Raw genomic sequence first — 22,622 nt, 5'->3', positions numbered from 1 at the left:
TTCCCCGCCATGTGTGACACGGCGGGGAACCAGAGTCCGACCTGCTCAGGGGGTTCAGCCGAGAACGATCCCCGTGTAGTAGTTCTTGAGGATCCTGGAGTAACTCCAGCCCGCTCTGGCCTTATCGCGGGAGCCGTACTGCGACATCCAGTCGCCGTCGACCCAGTTGCCGCACGCCGTCGTCGTGGAGCAGTACTGGGCCCGGAAGATCTTCCCGCTGCGGGTCAGCCGGGCGCCCCAGGTCGCGTCGACCGCGGCGTTCGTCACCGCCTTCGCGGAGCCGGGCTTGTAGACCTGGCTCGACGTGTGGTCGTAGACGTCGAAGCACCGGCCGTCTGACGTCTTGCGGTTGGAGTGCAGCGCCCAGTACCAGCCGAAGTTCTTCACGGCCATCGCCCCGGCCTTGAGGGACTCGCTCGGCCAGCTCGTCACCCACTCGTTGGGCAGGACGTTCTTGACGTAGGTCTTGAAATCCACCCGCTCCACGCGATCGATGGACTTCCGGTACACGAGGATCGTCGTGGGCAGCTTGGTGTCCGTGCCGTCGGTCTTGCACCCGGTCGGCGTCGGCGTCGGCGTCGTGGAGCCCAGGAACTGGTGCGAGGCGTTCTGGTTCTTCAGGGAGGCGTTCAGGTTGCCCTTGGCGCCTGCGGCGAAGTCCTGGTACGTGCCGGTGTGGCCGCTGTTGAAGTAGACGCGGACGGTTTTGCTGCTGCGGTTCCAGACGGAGGCGGCGGCGTTCTTGATGCATTTGCCCTTGCCCTCGCCCGCCCCCTTGAAGTCGTAGCAGGTGGGCTGGGTGGTGGCGTAGTCGTCGATCGACCCGGTGAAGTCGGAGAGCGATCCCTGGTTGTTGCTGTTGAAGTAGTAGCAGAACTCGCCGGTGTCACAGACGCCGTCGCGGCTCGCCGCCGAGGCGGGCGGTGCGGTGGCGAGGACCGTCCCGCCGAGCGCCATCACGGCGGTCGCCGCGGCCGCGAGCCGCGAGATCAGCCGGACAGTTCGTAAAGGCACAGTTGTCTTCCTCATCTTGTCGGTGGCCGCGAAGCGTTATCGGACGGTGTAGCCCTGGGAGTTCCAGAACGAGGTCGGGTTCGGGTTCTCCAGGTGCGAGTCGCCGACGCTCTTGGCCGCACGCGTCTGCTGTCCGGGACGCATCTCGACGTGGGTGTGCGCGGACGAACGGCTCGACACTCCATGCCACGACTCGGTGGCGATGACCTGGCCGCGGCTGACCTGCTGGCCCACGCGCAGGGAGGACGACGGAGCGGAGTGCAGGTAGATCACCGTTTTGTTCGCCGCGGCGTTGTAGACGGCGATCGTGGAAAGTCCCGCCCTGCCGGTGGATCCGCGTACGACGTTGATGACCTTGCCCGCCACCAGGTTGTAGACATTCGAGCCGATGCCGCGGGCGATGTCGATGCCTTCATGCCGGCCGGCGGTGGAGGTGTAACCGTCGAAGCCGCAGGTGATCGTGCCGGCGGCCTTGTAGAGCGAGGTCGACATGTTGCTGCGCGACGGTGATGACCCCGGGCTGAACTGGTGCGAGGCGTTCTGGTTCTTCAGGGAGGCGTTCAGGTTGCCCTTGGCGCCTGCGGCGAAGTCCTGGTACGTGCCGGTGTGGCCGCTGTTGAAGTAGACGCGGACGGTTTTGCTGCTGCGGTTCCAGACGGAGGCGGCGGCGTTCTTGATGCATTTGCCCTTGCCCTCGCCCGCCCCCTTGAAGTCGTAGCAGGTGGGCTGGGTGGTGGCGTAGTCGTCGATCGACCCGGTGAAGTCGGAGAGCGATCCCTGGTTGTTGCTGTTGAAGTAGTAGCAGAACTCGCCGGTATCGCAGACGCCGTCGCGGCTTGCGGCCGAGGCGGGCGGTGCGGCGGCGAGGACCGTCCCGCCGAGCGCCATCGCGGTGGTCGCCGTGGCGAGGATCCTGGTCAGCTTGCTCATGCTGTTCTCCTTCTGTCTGCGGACTGCTTGCGGAGTCTGGGTTTCGGATGGGGGAGTCAGCGGCGCTGGTACTCCTCCCAGGTACGGATGGTCACCTTCGGGCCGTCGTCCGGGCCGCGGCCGGCGAGCCCGTTCAAGCCGAGGTAGTAGTCACCGATCTGGTGCTGCGCCTGGCCGGAGAGGCTCGTGTCGTTGATGGCGGTGGCGTGGATGTGCCACGGCCAGTCGTCCTGCTGGGGGTTACGCAGCCATGCGGCGAAGCCGACCAGGCGCAACGTGCGGACGACCGAGGTGCGGGTGGCGGAGCTCATCCCCTTTACCGAGATGTCGACCACGCCGCCGCCGTCGTGGGTGCCCGCGGATGTGGGGTCGCCACCGGGGTTGTACGAACCCTGATCCAGCTTGAGGTCGCGGCCGAGCAGCCGCTTGGCCTCCGCCAGCATGCTTCGCGTGCGGGCGTTGATGACGAAACCGCCGGTGGACACCCGGGCGCCCGGGTCGATGACGTTGGTGACCTTGAAGCGGCCGGCGCCGAGCTTGGTGAGCGACGTCTTGCCTGGCAGGCCGTTGGCGTCGAGACCGGTGAGGCCGAGCGACTTCTGGTATTTCGCGTAGGCGGCGACCGTTGTGGTGCCGAAGTAGCCGTCCACCCACTTCGCGTCGAGGAAACGTTGGTCACTCAGCGCCTGCTCAACGAGGAGCACGCTGGCCTTGGCGCCCGGGGTCAGCGTGTTGTCGGGCCGCCGCGGGTCGATCTGGGCCGCCTTGACGGCGGCTTCCATGTTCAGGCTCGGAAGGGCCTCAGCGTCAGCCGTCTGTGCCGCCGACGCCTCGGACACTCCAGTCAGTGAAGCGAAGAGGGCGGCCGCCAAGAGGGCAGCGGCGCGTGAGGGCAGCTTCATCGTTACTCCCGGTTCAGGGGCTGGGGCGATTCCTGTGTGGCGGAATCCAAGGTTTCGGTTCGCTCGCGTGTCCGGTAGCAGATCGGTGTTGTCAGCCTGTTCGACGAACTTCTCCGTACGGGCGTACGCGCCGTTTGACAGGTGGAAACGCCAGCTCAGACCGGGTATGACGCGGTAGGTGGGCGCGCGTTCGTCCAAGGCGACCTGAGGGGGCCGCTGACGAGGGCAGCCCGCTCCGCGAACGGCCTGCGGGTCCCGTTGCCGCCCGAAATGGGGCTCAGGCCGACGAGTTTTGGGCTCAACTGACCGCAATCGGGAACCGGCTGTGGCGGCCGGCTGACCGCGGTCGGGAACCGGTTACGGCGGCCGGCTCCGACACGGGAGGGGCCGAGCTTCGCGTGAGCGCCGGCCGCTCAGCTCATGGCGACGCACGGCTCGGCGAGCACGGAGAAGGACCTCTCCTAGCCGCCGAGGCGGATGATCCCCCGTGTGGCCGCCACGGTCACGGCGGCGGTGCGGTCGTCGACGTCGAGCTTGGCGAAGATGTGCAGCAGGTGGGTCTTGACCGTGGCCTCGCTGATGCACAGGTGGGCGGCGATGGCCTTGTTGCTCATCCCCTGGGCGACCGCGCCCAGTACCTCGATCTCCCGGCCGCTGAGGGCGCCGGGCGCGTCGGCGCGCGCCCACGACAACACCCGGGTCGCGATCGCCGGCGACAGGGCGCTCTCCCCTCGGGCCGCCGCCCTGATGGCGTCGAACAGCTGCTCCCGATGGGTGTCCTTGAGCAGGTATCCGATCGCTCCGGCGTCGATGGCACGGGAGATGTCGCTGTCGGTGTCATACGTGGTCAGGACGATCACCCTGGCGCCGGGGTCGTGCTCGCGGATCCGGCCGATCGCCGTCGCGCCGTCGAGCTCGGGCATCTGCAGGTCCATCAGCGTGACGTCCGGCCGCAGGTCACGCGCCAGCCGTACCGCGTCCGAGCCTGAGACGGCCTCGCCGACCACCTCCAGATCGTCCTGGGTGCCGAGCATCGCCCGGATGCCGTCACGGACCACCGGGTGGTCGTCGGCGATCAGGACCCGGATCGCGATCCGCGCGGTCATCGCGCCACCGCCGGAAGACTGGCCACGACCGAGGCGACCCGCGCGGTCATCGCGCCACCGCCGGGAGGCTGGCCACGACCGTGGTGCCCTCCCCGGACGCGCTTTCCACGAGGAGCGTGCCGCCGAGCTGCTCCATCCGCTCAAGCATGATCAGCAGGCCGTGGCCGGAGGCGGTCCGCTCCGGATCGAAGCCGTCGCCGTCGTCGTGGACATCCAGCACGACCAAATCCTCCATGTACGACAGCGTCAGGGTGACCTGCTCGGCACGGGCGTGGCGGCGGGCGTTGGCGACCGCCTCCTGCGCCACGCGCAGCAGCTCTGCCTGGACCTGGGCTTCCAGCGGCCGGAACGTGCCGGTGATCACGGTGTGCGCCTCGATGCCGGTCTCGTCGGACAGCCGGCCCGACAGCCGCCGCAGCGCCTCCGGCAGGCCGCCGTCGTCGAGCTCGCCGGGCCGCAGCGCCCGCACCACGCGGCGGCTTTCCGCGAGGTTCTCCCTGGCGGCCCGCAACGCCTGGGTCAGGTGCCGGTCGTCGGGCAACCGCTCCTGCGCCGCCTCCAGCAGCATCACCACGCTGGCGAACCCCTGGGTCAGGCTGTCGTGGATGTCGCGAGCCAGCCGCTGCCGCTCGGCGGCCACGCCCGCCTGCCGTTCGGCCGTCGCCCGCGCCTCCTGGGCGGCCTGCAACTGGTCGATCAGCTCCTTGCGCTCGTCGCTCTGCCGGGCCACCGAATAGAAGTATCCGACCGCGGTGGCCGCGCTGATCGCGATCAGCGCGGTGATGGCGATCTCGGTCCAGGTGATCGACCCGCCTTCGTGGTAGCTGTGCCACAACCAGCCCCCGGCGCACGACAGCACCGCGACCAGCCCGACGCGCAGGGCGTCCATGCAGTACGGGACGAGCACGCTCAGGCAGACCACCAGGAAGGACGAGTCGATCGCGAACAGCCCCAACCAGAGCAACCCGCCGCCGACCACGTACGGCAGGGGCACCTCACCCGCAGGAGGCGTACGCAGCACGAACCACACCGCATACCAGGCGGCCAGCCCGGCCACGAGCGCCACCGGCAGGGCGTGCCCCACCTCCATCAGTGGCCCGGCCGAGGTCAGCACCAGCCACGAGACGAAGAAGGCGTGCTGCCACCGGCGCCGGGACCGCTCCCAGGACTCCACAGCACCGACGATAATCAACCACCCGCCGCTCCGGCATCAACCAGTCGACTGACCCGGCGATCGGTGTCCCGCTCGATGCGCGCGCGGCCGCACCGGAGCCAGACTCGACGGCGTGACAGCCATCCCCAGCCCGTCCCAGGCCGTCTGGTACCTCGGCCCGCTGCCCATCCGCGCCTACTCCCTGCTCATGGTGCTCGCCATCGCCGTCGGCATCTGGGTCACCCAGCGCCGCTGGACCGCCCGCGGCGGCGAGCGTGGCACGGTCGGGGACATCGCCACCTGGGCCGTGCCGTTCGGCGTGGTCGGTGCGCGGATCTACCACGTGGCCACCGACTGGCAGCAGTACTTCGGCCCCGGCAAGGACCCCCTGCGCGTCTTCGCGATCTGGGAGGGCGGGATCAGCATCTGGGGCGCCGTCGCCGGCGGCGCGCTGGGCGCGTGGCTGGCCTGCCGCCGGCGCGGCATTCCGCTGCGCGACTTCGCCGACGCCGTCGCGCCCGGGATCGCCCTCGGTCAGGCGATCGCCCGCTGGGGCAACTGGTTCAACCAGGAGTTGTACGGCAGGCCGACCACCCTGCCCTGGGCGCTGGAGATCGACCCCGCCCACCGGCCGCCCGGCCTGGAATCCACGGCCACCTACCATCCGACGTTCCTCTACGAGTCGCTGTGGAACCTCGGCGTGGCCGGGCTCGTCCTCTGGGCCGAGCGGCGCTTCCGGTTCGACCGCGGCCGGACGTTCGCGTTCTACGCCGCGGCCTACACCGCCGGCCGCGCCTGGATCGAGTGGCTGCGCATGGACCCCGCCCCTCTCATCCTGGGGCTGCGCTTCAACGTCTGGACCGCGCTGCTGGTCTTCGGGGCGGCGATCGCCTACCTGACCGCCACCCGCCATCCGCCGACCACCGCCCCCCGGCCTGCGGAACTCGGCTGAACGCACTCTCCACGCCCGCCGAAGTGCCAAGATCGGGCTGGAGGCGCGCGTGGGATCCGGCCACGACGACCGAGGCCTTGCCACCCGCCGACGCAACACCGCGATTTCGGATTCGGGCGGAGGCGCCAAGAATGGCCACTGGTGAGCCTTGGACGGGTAATGATCGAGCTCACAACGATCAGTGCCATGCGCGGTGGGGCGCGTCGCTGAATCGCTCCACCGCCCAACCCGAGTACCTGGACGAGTGGTACTACGCCCAGTGCGGAGGATGCCGTTTCTGGATCGCGTTGAGCGGTCAGCTCGGCTTGGACTACGGGGCCTGCACCAACCCGGCCTCGTCGTTCGACGGGCGGGTGCGGTTCGAGCACGACGGCTGCGTACGGTTCGTCGACCGCGAGGACGGCTCGTTCGGGTAACGGCATGGTACGGAGGTGAACCGCAACCCGAGCCTGCTCATCACCCGCACATCTTCGCTGCCCGATCACCTTGTCGCAGTCGTCACCTCAGCTGAAGCGCCATGCTCGAAGGTCTTCGCGCCCAGGAGCCGGAGCGCGAGCAGACTCTGCCAGACGCCGAGGATGACGGTGGGCATCCGCTCGAACAGCCCGGCTGCCGAGGTCCCCCCGTCCTGACCGTCGGCAGCCGAAACGCCGGCGAAGAAGAGCACGAAGAACACGACGGCAAGGGTGCCCGTCGCGATCGAGTAGGAAGCCCATCCACGCCACTTGTCGCGAGCAAATCGCCTTACCAGCACGAAACAGGCGGCAGGGAGGGCGATGAATACGATCAGACTCGTGAGGTTGTGGATGGAACCGCCCAGGCTCGCGACAGCGGGCGTCGCCGTCGGATAGCCGAGGATCGGGTCCGTCACGAACGGACCGATGGCGATGAGGCCGAGCCCGACGACGAAGAACAGGATCGGCCCCCACAGGGAGCCGGCCCCGGTCCGTAAAACGCGCCTCAGGCCCACTGCGAAGCACAGCGTGAGCAATCCGTAGAGCATGAAGTTGACGATCTGTATCCACCCTTGATCGCCCAGGCTGAGCGTACTGATGGTGTGGTGCCAGGTGCTGTACCCGGGACGGGCAGCCCCGGCGATGAGATACACGGCCACGAAGACCACCGGGCCGATCGCGCCAGAGAACAGCAGAAGCCTGGTCGTCAGTCGCTGATCCGCGGTGTCAGCCTGTGGCGTCGCCATGCCGGTTCTCCTTTTTTGAGTCGCCCTGCCAGAGCGCACAGATGTCTTGCCGACCGAGCAGGCACCCCGCGCATCCGGCAGCGGCTGGCATGTGCGGTACTCGACCTCTCCGAGGCCTGCGAGAGCAGTCTTCAACCTCAACTTAGGTTGAAGTCAACCCGCGCCCTGAGCGGCGGGCCGGCTTCGGCCGACAGGCACCCTGAGCCCCGCCGCCGACCGGGACCGGCACCCCATGCCGCGCCGCCTGACCCTTCGAGATCGGTCAGGCGACGGGTGACGCTGACAGCCTCGGGTGTTCGCGCGAACGTGTGTGAGGTGGTGGCGAGGGGACACTCAGCGGGTCTTGCGGTGGCGTCGTTTCGCCTGGGGCCGCGATCGCAGGTCGGGCAGGGCCCACGGAGGCCGGCCGTGACGCAGGTGACCGGCGATGAGCGCGCCGATCCCCCTGGGCATGAAGTTGGCAGCATGGACAGCGGCAGGGGTGAGTTCGATGCCATCCCAGAAGCATCCGTTGGGCGCTGGGATGCGGAATCGCGTGTCGTCGTGGTCTGCGATATGTGCCACGAACACGTACTCATCGTGGTCGCCCGTCCGGTCGACGTGAATGAGCGAACCGATTGTCAACTCGATGCCGAGCTGCTCGTGCAGGACGCGTCGCAGAGCGTCCTCGAAGGTCGTCGTGGCAGCATCGACCTCACCACCAGGCAAGAAGTGGCGTTGGGCGTTGTCCGGCAAGCCTTGCCCCAGGGCCAATAGCCGCCCGTCCGGCCTTTTGACGACGGCGCTCAAGCGAACAGACATGATCGGTCCCTTCTGGCTGCTCACCTTCGATCTTCCACGAGCAGGCGACCATCGTTGACGTGGTCGGCGAGGTAGATGCGGTCGGGTTGGGGCGCCGTCGACTTCAGGCTTCGTCCGGGATGTGGTACAGGGTGCCGGAGGTGCCGAACCATTCGTGGTCGATGTAGCGGCCGGTGACCAGTCCGATCAGATGGAGGTAGTCGTTGAGTTCGTCCTCCTCGTCGGCGAAGCCGGCCGTAGCGGTCGATTCGAGGTTGTACTCTCCGAGCAGCGGCTCCAGCTCTCCGAGGAAGTTGGAGTCGCGCCCGCACTGACCTCTGTTCTGGCCGTCACGCCAGTAGGAGAGGCCGTGCGCTCCGCCCTCCCCGTCATCGTATTCCAGGTAGAACAGCCGGCGGCCGCTCCCGCTGATGGGGAAGGGGGCGACGGGCCCGCCGCTGAGACTGATGATGTGCAACCATCCGGGCGCGTGCGGACCGACCCAGATGATCTCCTCAGGAGAGTACGGGTCGTACCACCGCATGGCGGTCGGAAGATCGCAGACCAGCCGGCTGTCCAGGTCGGCGCCAAGCTGCTGGGCCACGGACTCGGGGGCGTTTCCTTCGACCCAGGTGCCTGCGAAGCGCTCCGAGAAGCCGTGCGAGGACAGGAGACCCCATTGGTCTTCGGCGGGACGCGGATGAGCGTTGTTCGGCACTCGGTTCCTCTCGTTACGCGAGTCATTCGTCCGGTTCCGCGCTGGAGATCAGGGATCGATCATGACCCAGAACGGGTCTCCGGGATTCACCACCCGGTATTTCGTGTAGAAGGAGTTCAGGGCCGAGCCCTGTAGTCCGTTGTGCTGTCTGCCGAGCGCTCTGAGTGAATAATCGTAGAATTCGTTGTTCGCACCCTGCTTAGTCGAGGCGAAGGGATATTCATCGCACTGCAGCTCTTGGTATTTCGGGTCGACCAACCTGATATAACCCGGGTCGTTGTATCGATCCTCATAGTAGTACCTGCAGTAGTTTCTGGTGTACTGCTGGCCGTTCACGGTGAAGGTACTGTGGTTGAAGACGCCGCGGTTGTCCGCCTTCTCGTCTTTCGTCGCTCGCGTCGGCGGATTCCCGGCGATGGTGTTGGCTGGCGCGGCCCAATTCCTGGGAAACTTCTTCCGCTGCTCGGTGCCCGTCCAATCCCGCAGCGGCGGGTCTTCCGTGTCGCACGGCCGGGTACGTCCTGGCATTGGCGTGGTGTCCAACGCCGTCTCGATGTACCACCAGAACAGCCATTGGTCGTCCATCGGGGCAGCGAAGATGAGCTCCGACAGGGTGGCGGCTTGGGGGGTTGATCGCCCGTAGGCGCGGTAGCCGTTCGTCCGGGGTGAGCAGGTGGGCGTGCAGGCCGAGATCGTGCAGTAGTTCCCGCAGATTGCTGAGGTGGGCGGCGGCATGCGCAGCTATGGCGGGGGCAACAGGCTCGGGCATGGCGGGCTCCAAAGAATGGACAGGTGGTGGGGAGAGGAAGTGCCTGCTGTTCACGAGGCGGGCGGGTACGGCGGCTGGGGGTGTTCCGGGTGGGCCGGGTGGCGGTTGGCGGCTCGCCGGGCGCGGCGGATCGACCGAATAGCGGCGGAGAGGTAGCCGATCAGCAGGGCATTGAGCGGAGGTATCGTCATCGCGCAAGCGCCCAACGGCGTCCGTCACACGGTCTATCTGGAGACCGCTACCGAGCCCGTCGTGACGAGCTACGCCGAGGTGGTTGAGCTGGTTACCATGAAGCTGGACGCCATCAGGGCGGATGCTCTCCCCCAGAGGGCGTCGGTCGAATTCATCAGGAAGATGGTGGAGAAATGGACCTGACGGCCGAGCTGGAGACGGCGGCCTGGCGCAAGGCGACACGCTCGACCGGAAACGGCGGAGACTGTATCGAAGTCGCGCCACTGTCCGGCGGCCGTGTCGGCATTCGCGACACCGAAGCGCCTGACCAGGCTCCCTTCGTCGTTCGGCCCGAGGTATGGGCCACATTCATTGACGGTGCGAAAAAGGGCGAGTTCGACTTCTGGCCCTCTACCGACGCTAGCGAAGAGGGGGGTTCGGTTGGGTGCAGAGGCCCTCCTCCCAGGCCCTCCACTCGGGTCCGTACAGCCGGCCCAAAACTAACTCTCTGTAGTCGCGATGCCAGTCGTGGCCCGGCAAGCCTGCCGTAAGATCGACGCATGGCAGTCACGCGCAAGGACGTCGCGCGCGCGGCAGGTGTATCCACTGCCGTGGTCTCCTATGTGCTGAACGACGTTCCTGGTCAGGTCGCGCCGGCTACCCGGCAGCGGGTGCTCGACGTGATCTCGGAGCTCGGTTACCGCCGCGACGTCGTGGCGCGGGCCATGAAGACGGGCAGCACCGACTCGGTCGGGCTGGTGTTGCCTGAGATCACGCCGTCCTACTTCGCGGGGCTGACCCAGCAGATCACCGACGCGGCTCGCCGCCACCAGCTGAGCGTGAACGTGGCGACGTCCAACGGCGATGTGGAGGTCGACGCCTGGATCTGGGCGACCATCGCGTTCGCCGCCTCCGGGCCGTGCGGACCGTAGGCTCCTGCCCCGAACTCCACGCCCGCGCCCTCCAACGCGGGCCGCACCGCAAGGTAGGCGAAGGAGTCGCCGCGTACTCCGGCGAAGGGGAACCAGCTCTTGCGCTCCTGGGCCAGCTCGCTTCCCTCCTCAACGGCCAGCTTGCAGAAGCCAGGCAGGAAGCTCGCGAACCACAGGTGCAGGTCGGCGAACGACACCCCGTGCTCGACCGTGACGCCGGACCACGCCTCGCTGCGGTCGCCGGCCAGCACCCCGTCCAGCAGACTGGGGTTGTCGGGTGCTCCGTCGTCGAACCGGAGCGTGACGGTGTGGCCGTGCGGTTCCGGTAGGCGGAATTCCCTGTCGTTGTGCTGACCAACTCCCTGCATGGGGACGAACCCGCACACCACGGCGGACGTGCTGACGAGATGGTCGTTCGTGCGGCGGAACGCGATGGAGCGGCTGATGCCGTTCATCCGCAACGGCACCACCAGCGTGCCGCCCTCGGCCAACTGGCGTAGCCAGGCCGGGGCCAGGTCCCACGCGCCGACCGTCACGATGATCGCGTTGAACGGCCCGAACCCGTGAATCTCGTGCTCGGCGTCGGCGGTGAGCACCGTGACCCGGTCGCCGTACCCGGCGGCGTCCAGAAGCGCGATGGCGCGGTCGGTCACCTCCGGGTCGATGTCCACGCTGACCACCTGGCCGTCCGGCCCGACGACTTCGGCCAGCATCGCCGCGTTGACGCCACCTGAACCGATTTCCAGCACGGCCATGCCCGGCTCCAACCGCGCCTGCTCGATCATCGCCACCTGGATGAACACGGCGCTGACGGAGGAGATCGCGACCCCGTGCTCGTCCTTCTTGGTCACCACGGCGCTGTCGGCCTGGTAGGTGACTTCCAGCGGGGTGCCGGCCGGCACGAACGCGTGCCGAGGTACCGTGCGGAACGCCGCTTCGACCTGGGCCGACGCGATGAATCCGGCTTCCTTGAGTTCGTCCGCGAGCTTGTCCCTCAGCTCAGCGGCCCGCGCTTGGTCGATGGTCTCGTCATTCACAGATGGATCTCCTTGCGTTGTGTCGTCTGGTCGGCGGCTTCGCGGAGGGGGCTTGGTGCGGCGCGGGTTCACGCTGACCGGGCCGAACATTCCTGTCCACCGGACGCGCCGAGGAGAACGTGGTGTCCCGGTTGGTCGCCGTCGGCCTCGGTGGCGATGGGCTGTCTGGTGCTTCGTGACGAGAGTCGCGTGGACGGTGGTGATGGTCTTGGCGTCCCCGCCGCGCCCGGTCTCCTGGTAGCCGCCATTTCTGATCGCGGTACGCGGCCTGCGGCGTGGTGAGGGGGTCGGGGTGCGGTGGCCAGACGTCATCTTCGAGAAGGGACGGATCGGCGTGTGGTCGGACAAGTCGCCTGTCTTCCACGGGTACCTCCGGGCGGCTGCAAGCGGCGGGACAACCCGATGCGGTCCAAAGCACAGGGGCGGGACCGATGGTCCCGCCCCTGTCTTCATCTGCGAATGCCGCTTGCTACTTGCGTTCGGCCAGGAACTTCAGCTGTTCGCCGCGGTGGCGGATGCCGCCGCCTTCGTGGCGGTTCCAGGGCCACACGGTGATCCGCTTCTCGCCCTGCCAGCGGTTGTAGGCGGCGAAGACGGTCGAGGGCGGGCAGTCGGCGTCCATCAGGCCCACCGAGTACAGCGCCGGGGCGGTGGCGCGCGCGGCGAAATGGACGCCGTCGAAGTAGTCGAGGGTCGCGAAGACCTGGTCCTCTCTCAGGCGCTGTCCCGCGAGGAACTCGACGAACTCGCCGTACACGGGTGCGTCGGTGATGGTCACCGCGCGGCGGATGTGCGACAGGAACGGCACGTCGACCATCGCGCCCGCAATGTCGGCGCGCAGGCCGGCGACGGCCTGGGTGATCGCGCCGCCCTGGCTGCCGCCGGCGATCACGATCCGGTCCGGATCGATCCCCTCGGCACCCTTGGCGACGTCGACGGCGCGGTAGGCGTCGGTGAAGACCCGCCGGTAGTAGTAGTGCTCGGGGGCTTCCAGGCCCTGGGTCACCCAGCCCTTGGCGGTGGGGCCGGTGGTCCCGTACGGGTCGCCGGTGTCGCCGGGGTTCCAGTGTCCGTAGCCCTGGCCGCGGGTGTCCATGACGAAGTGCGCCCAGCCCGCGGCCGGGTAGGTGGTGTGCGCCCATGGGTAGGAGCGGCCACCGGAGTAGCCGATGTACTCGACCACGCACGGCAGCGGGCCGTCGATGCCCTTGGGCTTGACCAGCCACGCCTTGATCGGGTGGCCGCCGAACCCGGCGAAGACGACGTCGAAGGCCTCCACGGTGACCAGGTCGGTTTCATACGGTTCGATCCGGGCGTCGAGATCGTGGGCGGCAGCCTCGGCGAGGGTGGTCTTCCAGAACTGGTCAAAGTCGGCCGGTTCGGGGATGTCGGGCCGGTAATCGCGGAGCTGCTCCAGGGGAAGGTCGAACAATGCCATGGCGGGTGTGTACTCCAAACGGACTCAAGTAGTGAACAGCGACGAATGCGATGGAAGCTGGCGGAACTTGCTTGCTTGCCCCGTCGCTGCGGTGTTCGCGGTGCGAGGCGGGCCCTTCATGCCTCGTGGGCGGGGAAGAGCTGGTTGATCGTGCGGCGCAGGGTCTCGCGGACGACGGTCGGGTTGTCGAGCTCGGCGGACTGGAACGCGCCGTCGTGTAGGAGCACGAGCAGGCGTGCCGCGTGGTCGGGATCGGGGTGGTCGAGGTCGGCCGCGAGGTCGCGCAGGACTCCGAACAGCCACGACCGCTGGTCGTCGATGACCGCGCGCACCGGATGGGCGCGGTCGGGGTACTCGGCGGCGGCGTTGAGGAACTGGCAGCCGCGGAAGCCGTCCTCGAGCGTCGCGTCGCCGAGCACGGCCATGACCGCGTGCAGCGCCTCGTGTGGGGGCTTGCCTTCCCGGGCTGCGGCGACGGCTTCGCGGATGCCCTCGGCGGTGGTGGTGAGGTATGCGGCGACCAGGTCGTCTTTGGCCGGGTAGTGGCGGTAGAAGGTGGCGCGCGTGACCTGGGCCTCGTTGATGAGGCGTTCGACGCCGACGGCGTGGATGCCTTCGGCGTAGAACAGGCGGGAGGCGGTGTGCAGCAGCCGGTCCTTGGGGTGCAGTTCCGAAGGGGTCCTCATATATCCAGCCTAGAGAAAGATCAGTCGTTCTTGTCAGCAAAGATGATCACTTTGCAGCCCTCATAGAGAACGACTAGTCTTTCTCGCAGAAAGACCGATCATTCTCCCTTCCTTGAGAGTACAGGAACCATGAGCACCACACCCACGATCGTCCTGGTCCACGGCGCCTTCGGTGACTCCGGCATGTGGAGGGGCGTCATCGCCAACCTCCAGGCCCAGGGCTACACCGCCGTCGCCGCCGCAAACCCGCTGCGCGACCTCGAATCCGATGCGGCGTACGTCGCCACCGTCACCAACGCCGTCGAGGGCCCGGTCGTCCTGGTCGGCCACTCCTACGCCGGCGCTGTGATCACCCGCGCCGCCCGCGACGCCGCCAACGTCGACACGCTCGTCTACGTCGCCGCGTTCCAGCCCGACGAGGGCGAGAGCGCCCTGGAAAACGCCGCCCGCTTCCCCGGCGCCAAGATGGGCCCGGACACCACCAGCGCGATCGAGCACGAGGGCGAGCCGGAGCTGCGCATCCTGCCCCAGCACTACCAGGACGTCATCGCCGGCGACCTGCCCACCGAGACCACCGACGTCCTGGCGGTCACCCAGCGCCCCGTGTCCCAGAAGGCCCTGACGGCCCCGCTCTCGGGCCAGCCGGCCTGGCGGACCCTGCCCTCCTGGGCGGTCATCGCCACCGAGGACAACGCCATCCCCGCCCAGGCCCAGGAGTTCATGGCCGAACGCGCCGGATCGCACGCCGTGCGCATCAAGGCCTCCCACGCCGCGTCCATCTCCCAGCCCGACGCCGTGGCCGAGCTCATCATCGAAGCCGCCAAGAGCGTCAGCTGAATGGCCACTCGTCACCGAACCAGGGACTTCGGCCTGGCGCGGTGACGAGGTTTCATGCCGGTCGTCAACGCGCGGATCCCGCCACCCTGTGGGTGGTCGGGGCCAGCCGCACTGCGAGCTCTCAGCGAGCTCCAGAAGGGGCACAAACACCCGAGTAGAGATCCAGCGGCGGGGTCCTGCCCTCTCCGGCCATCCTGCGCCAGTCGTTGCCGGGCCTGCGAATCACGCCCGGGTGCTGTTGGTCGCGAACGCTGTAGGCGTCGTGGTCGTTGACCCTGGCGTACTCCAGTCGCGTCTGCTCGGCTACCTCGTACCGGTCTTCATCCACGTCGATGTCGTGGAGGTCCTCGTCCGAGGAGCCGCCTCCGGGGCCGCGGCCGAGGAGCGCGCCCAGCGTGCGGAAGTCGCCACCGGGCCGGCGGAGCTCGACCTCCGGCCGGTCCTTGTCGCGAACGGCGTAGTCGTCGCTGTCCCCGATCGCCGCGTACTCGATGCCCGTGCCGTCAAGCAGCGTGAACTTGGCCTCTTCCACGGCTACCCCCCACAGGTCGGGCTGAATCGATCTGGCTGTCATGGGAGTTCTCCCTTGAGTTGATTCTTCGATGGCGCCGGACACCGTGGCCCGGCCTGGTGCCCAGCCCGCCGCCTGCCCGGCACGGCGGGCCGGGGGCTTCACGGGCGGGAACCGGCCAGGCGCTGGACGATCTCCTGCTGCGTCGCCAGCACGGCCATGAGAGCAATCGGGTCGCCCCTCTGAACCTCCGGCAGCACGCCAGCCCTGGCCGTCTCGAGCGTCAGCACCCAGTGCGGCCGAGCCGTCCACACCCAATGACCTGACGAGTCGAGCCCGTACCAGATATCCCAACTCTGAAAGGCGGTGCGCAGGACGGAGAGCTGGAAGTCCTTCAGATCGAGGTGGAGCAACGCCCTGGTCTCAGGGTCATGGGCCGCGAGATCAGCGAGAGCGTGCAACTCGGCATTGACGAGGGACATTCCAGGCTCCAAACGTGGACCGCATGCGTATTGAGGTGCGCCGAAGTGATTCCGTGCGACGTTTACGCCGTTCAGCAGTAGCGTGGCCAGCACGGGGAGTCGCAGTCCATATTTCGCGTTGGACACACGTTCCCCGCCGTTCCCTGGGCTGCGGGTAGGGAAAAAGATCTCGGGCGCACGGAGGCGATGGTGGGCGAAGAGACGTTCGGGCAGGTCCTGCGCCACCTACGCGGCAACCGCACTCTGGGAGCGGTGGCGAATGCGGCGGGCATCTCCACTAGCTACGTCTACAAGCTGGAAAACGGGCAGAGGAAGCCAACCCGTACAGTGGTCGAAGCGCTGGAAGCCGCGACCAATGCGCAAGGCGCGCTTATCGAGGCATCTGAGAGAAATGAGAATAAATCCGCTCCAAATGCGGAGATCCTCCCTCCTATCGCCCCACTGAGTCCAGTGCGTACTCTGGATATAAACGACCAGTATGGGGGAGACCGGGGAGGACGCCACGGAACGCCGACGGCTGTTCGGGCTAGCCGCCAGTGTTGGAATCGTCGGCTTCGACGAGATCGTTCGACAGGAACTCGATCACACGACTGATCGACCTCGCAGTGCCGAGGACTGGGATATCGCACGGGCCGATCACCTGCACGCCCTGCGCACACGCCCACCCGCCCAGGTCATCAAGGACCTGTCGATCGACCTCTACGCCCTTCGACAGCAGATGCACACCACGTCCGGCGACGAGCTGACCGAGCTGTACCGAGTGGCGGCCCTGCTGGCCGTCATCCAGGCCAACGCGCTGACCCGGGTCAGCGACCACGGGGCCGCCATCCGCTGGTGGAGCACCGCTCGTAAGACCGCTGACGCCTCCAGAGACCTTGAGCTCCGCCTTCTGGTTCGCAGCGAAGAGGCAATTCACGGTCTTTACGGGCAGCGAGAGCCTGAGACCGTCCTACGGCTGATCGAGAATGCTCGCCAGATCAGTCGTCGTCCATGGCCTCGGCTCATGACCGCCAGGGCCAAGGCGCTGGCGCTGCTGAATCGTTCAAAGGAAGCGGCCGGTATCCTGCGAGATCTCCATGATCACATGGACAAGGGGATCGCTGGCGATCGCTGGGACTTCTTCAAGCCGGATCAGATCCCGTTCGCCGAAAGCTGGGTAGCGGCCTACTCGCACAACGAGGCAGCGGCAGACGCTGCTCGCGACCAGGTTCTTCAGATCATTCCCGAGCGGTCCTACCAGTACCGCATGAACGCCAAACTACATGAGGCGATCAGCACGGCTGCGCTTGGCGGAGCGGACGAGGGCGCCAGACTCGCAGCCGAGCTGATCGACTCGCTGCCCGCTGGCTTCCAGACCAACCACATCCTGGAGACGGCGCGCATGGTCCTGCGCGCGGTACCGCTAGAGCAGCGGGACCGGCCAGCAGTAGGGGAGTTGCGCTCGCTGCTGGCCATCGAGGCCTGACAGGCGGGGGCGTCGTGCAAGACGACCCACACCACCCCGCGTGGTCGGGCGGGCAACTCGATCCACAAAAGTGCCCGGTTTACGCACGGCCGGGTGGCCACGGTGAGCGCCTTGGCGAGTGCGGGCACGAGCCGGAAGCGGGCGATGTGGTTTTGGACGGCCACTTTGTCCTTGCCGGTCCGGCAGGGCGAGTCGGCTAGGGGCGGCGCAGGAGCTCATCGGGCAGGCGTGGCCTCCACACGGAGGTAGTCGTTATCGCGCACCTCGGAAGCGTTGCATAGGGGCGTTTCAACCGACCACCTGTTTGCACTGACCTATGAAACGGTGTTCGCCTGGACGCGACCGGCCGTTGATCGCGTTTCATGCGTCGTCGCTTATGAAACACCGCCCGAATGGCCCCTGGTAACACAATCCGTGAGCGCGATTACAGAAAGCTACTCTCGGGCTGGTTGCGCGTACCTGTTGTCGATGCGTTCTACGGCTGAGCAACGGCAGCCAGGTTCACCACGCGGACGCCGGCGTCCTGCGTCCAGAAAATGACACCGCTACCTGACGACCACTGCTGGCCACCCGACGGCAGCTGGGCGCCCTCGAAGGTCACGGTCGTCCGCGTGCGGGCGTCGTAGATTTCGCCGGAGCCGGTGAAGAACCGATCCCGATACGGGTAGTCGCGCAGCCCTCGATGGACGTCGTTCCAGCTGCCGTCGCTGCGCTGGACAACGGTGTCGTCTCCGCGCCTCCCGGTACACCAGGTCGGCCCGCAGCGCAGGCCCTCAACGCCTACTGCGGGGCGAACTTTGATGGTGACTCCCGTCTGCAGGTTGACGACTTTGGTCGGATTCGTGCGAACGTCCAGAGGTTCGTCTGTCGCCCACGGCCACTCCACGAGCTGCAGGCCCTTGGACCCGGGCACCCGTTCGGGGACTCCGCCGTCGATCCTCATCCGCCAGACCCCGTCCAGCGGTGCTGACCAGACGACATCCTGGCCGGCGAGCGCCATGCGATCGACGTTCTCACCCGAGATAGGCCCGACCTTCCTCGCCTGCCCACCGGCCCGCAAGGGAGCGACCCAGGCCTGCCCGTCGACGAGCCAGACCACCCGCTCACGATCGACGGCCAGATGCTGCGGCGCCTGCCTGAGGGCAGCGACGATTCGTGAACCCTTGGAAGCGGCGTCGTAGACCTCAAGCGTCCCTCGCTCGCCCCAGACCAGCACCTCTGTGGCGCTGATCGCCGCCAGCGGCCTGGAGCGCGCGGGCATCGTGAACACGGCCTGCGGCCACACCCGCTCGACCGCGTTGCCCTCCGGCTGCGACAGCCCCGGCTCAGCCGTGTCCACGACGACTTGCGGTGCAGGCCAGGCGACCATCGCACCCCATCCCAGGGCCGCCGCGCAGACCGCCACGAGCGCCCCCTTCGCCTTTCTACGCCTCCGGCGTCGTCTCTCGGCCATCACGCCGGGCAACACATCCTGGTCCTCGGCCCGATCGGCAATGGTGCGCAACGCCTGAGCCAGCTTCTCCTCGGTTGTCATCTCCACCTCCCCGTGAGTGCGTCCGCGCGGACGCGCAGTGTGGCCAGCGCGCGCGATGCCTGGCTGCGGACGGTCGCCTGCGAGATGCCGAGCCTCGCCGCGATCTCCTCATCGGCGAGATCCTCGTAGTAGCGCAGGATCAGCACCGTGCGCTGTCTGGCCGGTAAGGCCCGCAGGCGCTGCCAGATCTCGCCGAGCTCGTGTTCGTCCTCATGGACCGGCGAGGGAACCTCCGCTGTGAGGTGTTCCAGCCGTCGTCTGCGCCACCAGCTCACATGCTGCCGGGCCATGATCGTCCGAACGTACCCCTCGGGGTCGTCCTTGCTGCGTACACGCCGCCACGAGGAGCTCAACTTGAGCAGAGCCTCCTGGACCAGGTCAGCCGCGTCGTCGGCGCTGCCGGTCAGCACCAGGCCGTAGCGCAGCAACGCATGACTCCTGGCGCGGACGAACTCCTCGAACTCCACCTTCCAGGGACGCACGGGCCGACGTCCTCGTTGCAAAAACTTTCTTCGGATAGAGCCCCCGCACAGACCGCGCGGCAGCAGGCCGAGCTGGTACGCATGCATGCCATCGGCAACTATCACCACCGAGTGGTCTGCACGCCCTGGCGGGCGTGGGGGTCAGAGAGATTTGGAACGGAATCCGGCGTTAGCGGGGTTTTCCCAGGTCAGTGAACCCCTGTCGCTGTGGCCTTCGTTGTAGTAGCGGGCCTGGATCTTCTGCATCGCTCCCTCCGCAGTGACGGTTGCCGTCTGTGTGGGTCGCCGGCCCGGATCGCCGGTAAGCACCCTGATGGTGTCTGGTCTGGAAGGGGTGAGCCCGGTTAGCGCCGGCTCCACGCGGAACCCTTCAAGACGAAATATTCGCCCTCGCTTGCATGACCGCAACCACGATAAGCAGGCAAAACATGCCTGGGCGCATGGCCTGCGAGAGCTCGGGCAGATCCCCGATCTCCCCAACGAGGACGTTGCGTAGCTCCCGACGCCGTCAGGGAATATCGACCAGTACCCGGCCACGGGCGTGGGGTTCAACTCACGGTCGCGTTCTTGGTCAGCGCGTCCATGAGGAGGTCGATGAGGCGACGGACCTGCTCTTTGGTGCTGTGCTGCACCGAATAGGAGACGCCACCGATGAGGAGCAGGACGTCGGCGGGGGTGACGTCGGTTCGCAGGCTGCCGTCGCGGGCGCCCGCGTCGAGGAGGGTGGCGACGGCGCTGGTGAGGAGTGTGCTGCTGTCGGCGTAGGGATCGGCTCCAGAGGCGATGACGGTGTTGAGCGCCGCGCACATCTCGGTATTGGCTGTGGCGTAGTCGAGGAAGTTCTCCAGCCAGGCCCGGGTGGCTTCGGCGGCCGAGTGCCGGGCGAGGAGTTCTGTTGCCGTCTCGCACACGCCGGCGAGCTGCTGCCGGTGGGCGGCGACGATGAGGGCTTCCCGGGTCGGGAAGTGCCGGTAGAGCGTGCCGACGCCGACGCCCGCCTGCTTGGCGATGGCGGCCGGAGCGGTGTCCAGTCCCTGCTCGGCGAAGACGCGTGCGGCGACCTCCAGCAGGCGCTCCCGGTTCTGGAGCGCGTCACTCCTGGTCCGGCGAGGGGTGGACATGCGGTTACCTCCGGCATCGTCTCCATTTGCATTCCGGAACGCGTTCCGCTTAAGGTCTTAAGCGGAAAGCATTCCGGTACGACTCTACCTCAGGAGAACTCATGACCACCCTCGCCGACAAGGCCGTACGCCGCTGGTTCATCACCGGAGCCTCCGGCGGCATGGGCAGCCGCCTCACCGAGCACGCCCTGCGCCACGGCGACCACGTCACCGCCACGGTCCGCCCCACCGAAGCCGAAGCCCTGAACGGCCTGCGCGAGACCTACGGCGACCGGCTGACCGTCGAGAGCCTCGACCTCACGCGGCCCGCCGACATCGACACGGTGATCAGCCGGACCCTCCAGTCCGGACCGGTGGACATCGTGGTCAACAACGCCGGATACGCCCTCATGGGCGCCGCCGAGGAGATGACCGCCGAGCAGATCCGCGACCAGATCGAGGTCCTCCTGCTCGCGCCGATGCTGATCACCCGGGCCTTCCTGAAGCCGATGCGCAAGCAGGGCGGTGGCCGGATCATCCAGATGTCCGGCGCCGGCGGCCAGATGGCCATGCCGGCACAGAGCGCCTACCACGCGGGCCGGTGGGGGCTCGAAGGCTTCACCGAGAGCGTCGGCGGCGAAGTCGCCGACTTCGACATCCGCCTCACCCTGATCGAGCCCGGCGCCATGCGCACCGGCTTCAACTCAGCCATGCGCTACACCACCGAAACGGGCGCCTACCGCACCAACGCCGTCGGGCAGATCCGGGGCTTCATGCAGAACCCCGATCCCAGCATCTTCACCGGCGACCCGGCCAAGGTCGCCGCCGCCATCTACGACACCACCCGCGACCCGAACCCGCCCCTTCGCCTCGCGCTCGGTGCCGACGGCCTCCACCTCATGCACAACGCACTCACCGAGCGACTGGCCGCGCTGGAAGCCCAGAAGGACCTGGCGGCATCCGTCGCCTTCACCGACTGAGCCCCACGCCGACTTGCCGGAACTGGAGACCCCGGGGGATGCCGCCAGACGCAGCTTCCGGAGGGGTTGCAAGATAGCCCTTGTTATCTGGCAAGAACAAGATCGGACGCCAATCGTGAGCTGGAGACCGCACCTCCCGCGCTGATGGTTCGTTTCCCAGTTATCAGGCACCCTGGCGGATGGAAGGTCCAGAGTGGATCCAGTGATCGTCGAACAGCTCGGACGCGACCACGCGCTCGCCCGGCATCTGGACGACTTCCTCACCGACCAGAAGAACGCGGGCGCCTCCCCGCACACCGTGCGCGCCTACCGGGGCGATCTGCTCCAGTTCACCGCGCACCGCGCCGGGCGCCGCCTGATGGATCGGCCGACCGGGCATGCGGCTCTCCGGCCGGTCCCGGCCGCCGCCCGCCAGGCGGCGCCCGACGACCCTTTCCACGCCCAGAAGTGCGTTCACGGATGGGCGAGCGACCTGCCCGGCAAAGGCGACCCGATCACCTACCAGCAGGTCGTGCCCGAACTGGTGGTCGAGGTCCTGGCCGACGTCGCCGACGAGCGCGGCCGGTGGCGGCACCCGATGCGGTACCGGCGGCTGCGACTCGACCTGTCCCCGGACGCCGTACCACGCGGCACCCACCTGGATGCCGGGCCGGCATAACCGCGCCCGGTCCAACGGTGCCGACGTGTGAGTGCCGGGGACGGTCGTCAGGGCTGAAGTGCGTAGGTCACTGTGGCTGCGACCGGGAAATCATCCACATCCATGTTCGACGACCCTATGGTGATCTCACAGCGGGCGTCTGTTTTGGTGCATCCCGTCGCCCTGGCGAAGATCAAGATCTCGGAGTAGTCACCGTCCGGTCTCGATATCGGTCTGTAGCTCTTCATTACGTACTCTGACACCCGCATCGACTCCCATGTCTGACCGAGCTCATCCAGCGCGCAGGCAACTGCAACCTGACCGGCGACGTCGGCGGCTGCCGTGATCGCCGCGGTGGACAGCGTCAGGCGTTGCAGGGCCAGGATGTCGGACCAGGGGAACTTGATAAGCAGCGCACTGTTGTAGAAACCCTCCACCCTCAGGTCCAGTAGCTGGGTCCACAGAGGGACGTTCTTCTTGATGACCATGTCAAACGCATCTTGTGGCTCCATGCGCCCAGTATGTGCATAGATCGACGGGCGCGCCCAGGAATTGGAGAGTGGCCGCTCCAGGCTGGCGCGAGGCGCCTGGAGCAGGGTGACGCGACGTTAACGGCATCCCCCCGGCGACCCAACCGCGAGTCGCCCACGGGGGAGCGATGCAGAAGATCTAGGCCCGCTACTACAACGAAGGCCACAACGACAGGGGTTGGTCGCGTCCGAGCTGCGGTGTAAAAGGAAACGAGCGTAGGTTGCCGTGTTGAACCGACCAAAGTTCGCACGACACAAGGACCTACGCTCGTGGC

General features: G+C 67.4%; 28 protein-coding genes and 1 pseudogene. 10 read left to right on the top strand and 19 right to left on the bottom strand.

Translation table 11 applies throughout. The features are described 5' to 3' along the window. Positions 1 to 54: 54 nt before the first annotated feature. The 5 genes from ABZS69_RS02900 to ABZS69_RS02880 all read right to left on the bottom strand — a co-directional run bounded on the left by ABZS69_RS02900 (position 55) and on the right by ABZS69_RS02880 (position 5,126). Positions 55 to 1,014 (bottom strand): SpoIID/LytB domain-containing protein, encoded by a 960-nt coding sequence (locus ABZS69_RS02900; protein ID WP_355365418.1) that lies wholly within the window; start codon positions 1,012 to 1,014, stop codon positions 55 to 57. Positions 1,015 to 1,050: 36 nt separating this feature from the next. Next, positions 1,051 to 1,944, bottom strand: a complete 894-nt coding sequence (locus ABZS69_RS02895) for a peptidase inhibitor family I36 protein (RefSeq protein WP_355365415.1) — start codon at positions 1,942 to 1,944, stop codon at positions 1,051 to 1,053. Between the two features lie 56 nt (positions 1,945 to 2,000). Beyond that, positions 2,001 to 3,044, bottom strand: coding sequence for a peptidoglycan-binding protein (locus ABZS69_RS02890; RefSeq protein ID WP_355365412.1), 1,044 nt, complete (start codon positions 3,042 to 3,044; stop codon positions 2,001 to 2,003). Between the two features lie 263 nt (positions 3,045 to 3,307). Further along, positions 3,308 to 3,952 carry a response regulator transcription factor gene (locus ABZS69_RS02885; RefSeq protein WP_355365409.1) on the bottom strand — a complete coding sequence of 215 codons (645 nt, stop codon included), beginning with the start codon at positions 3,950 to 3,952 and terminating at the stop codon, positions 3,308 to 3,310. A 46-nt stretch (positions 3,953 to 3,998) separates the two neighbouring features. Further along, a complete protein-coding gene (locus tag ABZS69_RS02880) occupies positions 3,999 to 5,126 on the bottom strand; it encodes a sensor histidine kinase (RefSeq protein WP_355365406.1) in 1,128 nt (375 codons plus the stop codon). Positions 5,127 to 5,238: 112 nt separating this feature from the next. Between ABZS69_RS02880 and lgt the strand changes: the two genes are divergently transcribed. Next, positions 5,239 to 6,057 (top strand): prolipoprotein diacylglyceryl transferase, encoded by an 819-nt coding sequence (gene lgt, locus ABZS69_RS02875; RefSeq protein ID WP_355365403.1) that lies wholly within the window; start codon positions 5,239 to 5,241, stop codon positions 6,055 to 6,057. Positions 6,058 to 6,188: 131 nt separating this feature from the next. Then, positions 6,189 to 6,473: a DUF3027 domain-containing protein gene (locus tag ABZS69_RS02870; protein WP_355365400.1), complete on the top strand. Its 285-nt coding sequence runs from the start codon at positions 6,189 to 6,191 to the stop codon at positions 6,471 to 6,473. A 65-nt stretch (positions 6,474 to 6,538) separates the two neighbouring features. Here ABZS69_RS02870 and ABZS69_RS02865 read toward each other — a convergent pair whose 3' ends face one another. From ABZS69_RS02865 to ABZS69_RS02845, 5 genes are all read right to left on the bottom strand, one after another. Then, entirely contained in the window at positions 6,539 to 7,258 is a 720-nt protein-coding gene (locus ABZS69_RS02865) for a DUF998 domain-containing protein (protein ID WP_355365397.1), read from the bottom strand. 333 nt (positions 7,259 to 7,591) lie between these two features. Next, positions 7,592 to 8,083: an NUDIX domain-containing protein gene (locus tag ABZS69_RS02860; RefSeq protein ID WP_355365394.1), complete on the bottom strand. Its 492-nt coding sequence runs from the start codon at positions 8,081 to 8,083 to the stop codon at positions 7,592 to 7,594. A gap of 79 nt (positions 8,084 to 8,162) precedes the next feature. Continuing rightward, a complete protein-coding gene (locus ABZS69_RS02855; RefSeq protein ID WP_355365391.1) occupies positions 8,163 to 8,642 on the bottom strand; it encodes a hypothetical protein in 480 nt (159 codons plus the stop codon). A 162-nt stretch (positions 8,643 to 8,804) separates the two neighbouring features. Continuing rightward, positions 8,805 to 9,341 carry a NucA/NucB deoxyribonuclease domain-containing protein gene (locus tag ABZS69_RS02850; RefSeq protein ID WP_355365388.1) on the bottom strand — a complete coding sequence of 179 codons (537 nt, stop codon included), beginning with the start codon at positions 9,339 to 9,341 and terminating at the stop codon, positions 8,805 to 8,807. 234 nt (positions 9,342 to 9,575) lie between these two features. After that, positions 9,576 to 9,716: a hypothetical protein gene (locus ABZS69_RS02845; RefSeq protein ID WP_355365385.1), complete on the bottom strand. Its 141-nt coding sequence runs from the start codon at positions 9,714 to 9,716 to the stop codon at positions 9,576 to 9,578. 61 nt (positions 9,717 to 9,777) lie between these two features. Here ABZS69_RS02845 and ABZS69_RS02840 point away from each other — a divergent pair, with 61 nt between their 5' ends. From ABZS69_RS02840 to ABZS69_RS02830, 3 genes and pseudogenes are all read left to right on the top strand, one after another. Next, entirely contained in the window at positions 9,778 to 9,900 is a 123-nt protein-coding gene (locus tag ABZS69_RS02840) for a hypothetical protein (protein ID WP_355365382.1), read from the top strand. Then, the gene (locus ABZS69_RS02835) at positions 9,891 to 10,247 is read left to right on the top strand and encodes a DUF397 domain-containing protein (RefSeq protein ID WP_355365379.1); all 357 of its coding nucleotides are present in this window, start codon (positions 9,891 to 9,893) and stop codon (positions 10,245 to 10,247) included. Before ABZS69_RS02840 ends, ABZS69_RS02835 begins: the two co-directional genes overlap by 10 nt. 9 nt (positions 10,248 to 10,256) lie before the next feature. Further along, positions 10,257 to 10,391: pseudogene (locus ABZS69_RS02830) on the top strand (LacI family DNA-binding transcriptional regulator); the annotation flags it as partial. A gap of 86 nt (positions 10,392 to 10,477) precedes the next feature. Here the strand turns inward: ABZS69_RS02830 and fxlM are convergent. The 3 genes from fxlM to ABZS69_RS02815 all read right to left on the bottom strand — a co-directional run bounded on the left by fxlM (position 10,478) and on the right by ABZS69_RS02815 (position 13,789). Further along, positions 10,478 to 11,665: a methyltransferase, FxLD system gene (gene fxlM, locus ABZS69_RS02825; protein ID WP_355365376.1), complete on the bottom strand. Its 1,188-nt coding sequence runs from the start codon at positions 11,663 to 11,665 to the stop codon at positions 10,478 to 10,480. 469 nt (positions 11,666 to 12,134) lie between these two features. Then, complete coding sequence (locus tag ABZS69_RS02820; protein ID WP_355365373.1) at positions 12,135 to 13,103, bottom strand: acetylxylan esterase; 969 nt, start codon at positions 13,101 to 13,103, stop codon at positions 12,135 to 12,137. A 116-nt stretch (positions 13,104 to 13,219) separates the two neighbouring features. Beyond that, on the bottom strand, positions 13,220 to 13,789 hold the full coding sequence (locus ABZS69_RS02815; protein WP_355365370.1) for a TetR/AcrR family transcriptional regulator: 570 nt from the start codon (positions 13,787 to 13,789) through the stop codon (positions 13,220 to 13,222). A gap of 129 nt (positions 13,790 to 13,918) precedes the next feature. Between ABZS69_RS02815 and ABZS69_RS02810 the strand changes: the two genes are divergently transcribed. Next, positions 13,919 to 14,626 (top strand): alpha/beta hydrolase, encoded by a 708-nt coding sequence (locus ABZS69_RS02810; RefSeq protein WP_355365367.1) that lies wholly within the window; start codon positions 13,919 to 13,921, stop codon positions 14,624 to 14,626. Between the two features lie 121 nt (positions 14,627 to 14,747). On the opposite strand, the gene ABZS69_RS02805 is transcribed toward ABZS69_RS02810, so the two are convergent. Beyond that, on the bottom strand, positions 14,748 to 15,200 hold the full coding sequence (locus ABZS69_RS02805; protein ID WP_355365364.1) for a hypothetical protein: 453 nt from the start codon (positions 15,198 to 15,200) through the stop codon (positions 14,748 to 14,750). A 98-nt stretch (positions 15,201 to 15,298) separates the two neighbouring features. Then, positions 15,299 to 15,619: a hypothetical protein gene (locus ABZS69_RS02800; protein ID WP_355365361.1), complete on the bottom strand. Its 321-nt coding sequence runs from the start codon at positions 15,617 to 15,619 to the stop codon at positions 15,299 to 15,301. A 186-nt stretch (positions 15,620 to 15,805) separates the two neighbouring features. Between ABZS69_RS02800 and ABZS69_RS02795 the strand changes: the two genes are divergently transcribed. Further along, a complete protein-coding gene (locus ABZS69_RS02795) occupies positions 15,806 to 16,213 on the top strand; it encodes a helix-turn-helix transcriptional regulator (protein ID WP_355365358.1) in 408 nt (135 codons plus the stop codon). Then, entirely contained in the window at positions 16,098 to 17,084 is a 987-nt protein-coding gene (locus tag ABZS69_RS02790) for a hypothetical protein (RefSeq protein ID WP_355365355.1), read from the top strand. Before ABZS69_RS02795 ends, ABZS69_RS02790 begins: the two co-directional genes overlap by 116 nt. A 475-nt stretch (positions 17,085 to 17,559) precedes the next feature. On the opposite strand, the gene ABZS69_RS02785 is transcribed toward ABZS69_RS02790, so the two are convergent. The 3 genes from ABZS69_RS02785 to ABZS69_RS02775 form a co-directional block, all read right to left on the bottom strand. Then, on the bottom strand, positions 17,560 to 18,618 hold the full coding sequence (locus ABZS69_RS02785) for a hypothetical protein (protein WP_355365352.1): 1,059 nt from the start codon (positions 18,616 to 18,618) through the stop codon (positions 17,560 to 17,562). Beyond that, positions 18,615 to 19,100 (bottom strand): SigE family RNA polymerase sigma factor, encoded by a 486-nt coding sequence (locus ABZS69_RS02780; RefSeq protein ID WP_355365349.1) that lies wholly within the window; start codon positions 19,098 to 19,100, stop codon positions 18,615 to 18,617. Before ABZS69_RS02780 ends, ABZS69_RS02785 begins: the two co-directional genes overlap by 4 nt. A 548-nt stretch (positions 19,101 to 19,648) precedes the next feature. Further along, positions 19,649 to 20,221 carry a helix-turn-helix domain-containing protein gene (locus ABZS69_RS02775; RefSeq protein WP_355365346.1) on the bottom strand — a complete coding sequence of 191 codons (573 nt, stop codon included), beginning with the start codon at positions 20,219 to 20,221 and terminating at the stop codon, positions 19,649 to 19,651. Positions 20,222 to 20,322: 101 nt separating this feature from the next. On the opposite strand from ABZS69_RS02775, the gene ABZS69_RS02770 reads away from it, so the two are divergent. Both ABZS69_RS02770 and ABZS69_RS02765 read left to right on the top strand, forming a co-directional pair. After that, positions 20,323 to 21,180 carry an SDR family oxidoreductase gene (locus ABZS69_RS02770; RefSeq protein ID WP_355365344.1) on the top strand — a complete coding sequence of 286 codons (858 nt, stop codon included), beginning with the start codon at positions 20,323 to 20,325 and terminating at the stop codon, positions 21,178 to 21,180. 202 nt (positions 21,181 to 21,382) lie between these two features. Continuing rightward, positions 21,383 to 21,838 (top strand): hypothetical protein, encoded by a 456-nt coding sequence (locus ABZS69_RS02765; protein ID WP_355365341.1) that lies wholly within the window; start codon positions 21,383 to 21,385, stop codon positions 21,836 to 21,838. A 47-nt stretch (positions 21,839 to 21,885) separates the two neighbouring features. On the opposite strand, the gene ABZS69_RS02760 is transcribed toward ABZS69_RS02765, so the two are convergent. Next, entirely contained in the window at positions 21,886 to 22,305 is a 420-nt protein-coding gene (locus ABZS69_RS02760) for a hypothetical protein (protein ID WP_355365338.1), read from the bottom strand. Positions 22,306 to 22,622: the final 317 nt, after the last annotated feature.

Origin of the sequence: Nonomuraea sp. NPDC005650, from assembly GCF_040605375.1 — a bacterium.
Taxonomy (GTDB): Bacteria; Actinomycetota; Actinomycetes; order Streptosporangiales; family Streptosporangiaceae; genus Nonomuraea.
The sequence above is the reverse complement of the archived record's forward strand: the minus strand, read 5'-3'. Positions and strand labels throughout refer to the sequence as shown.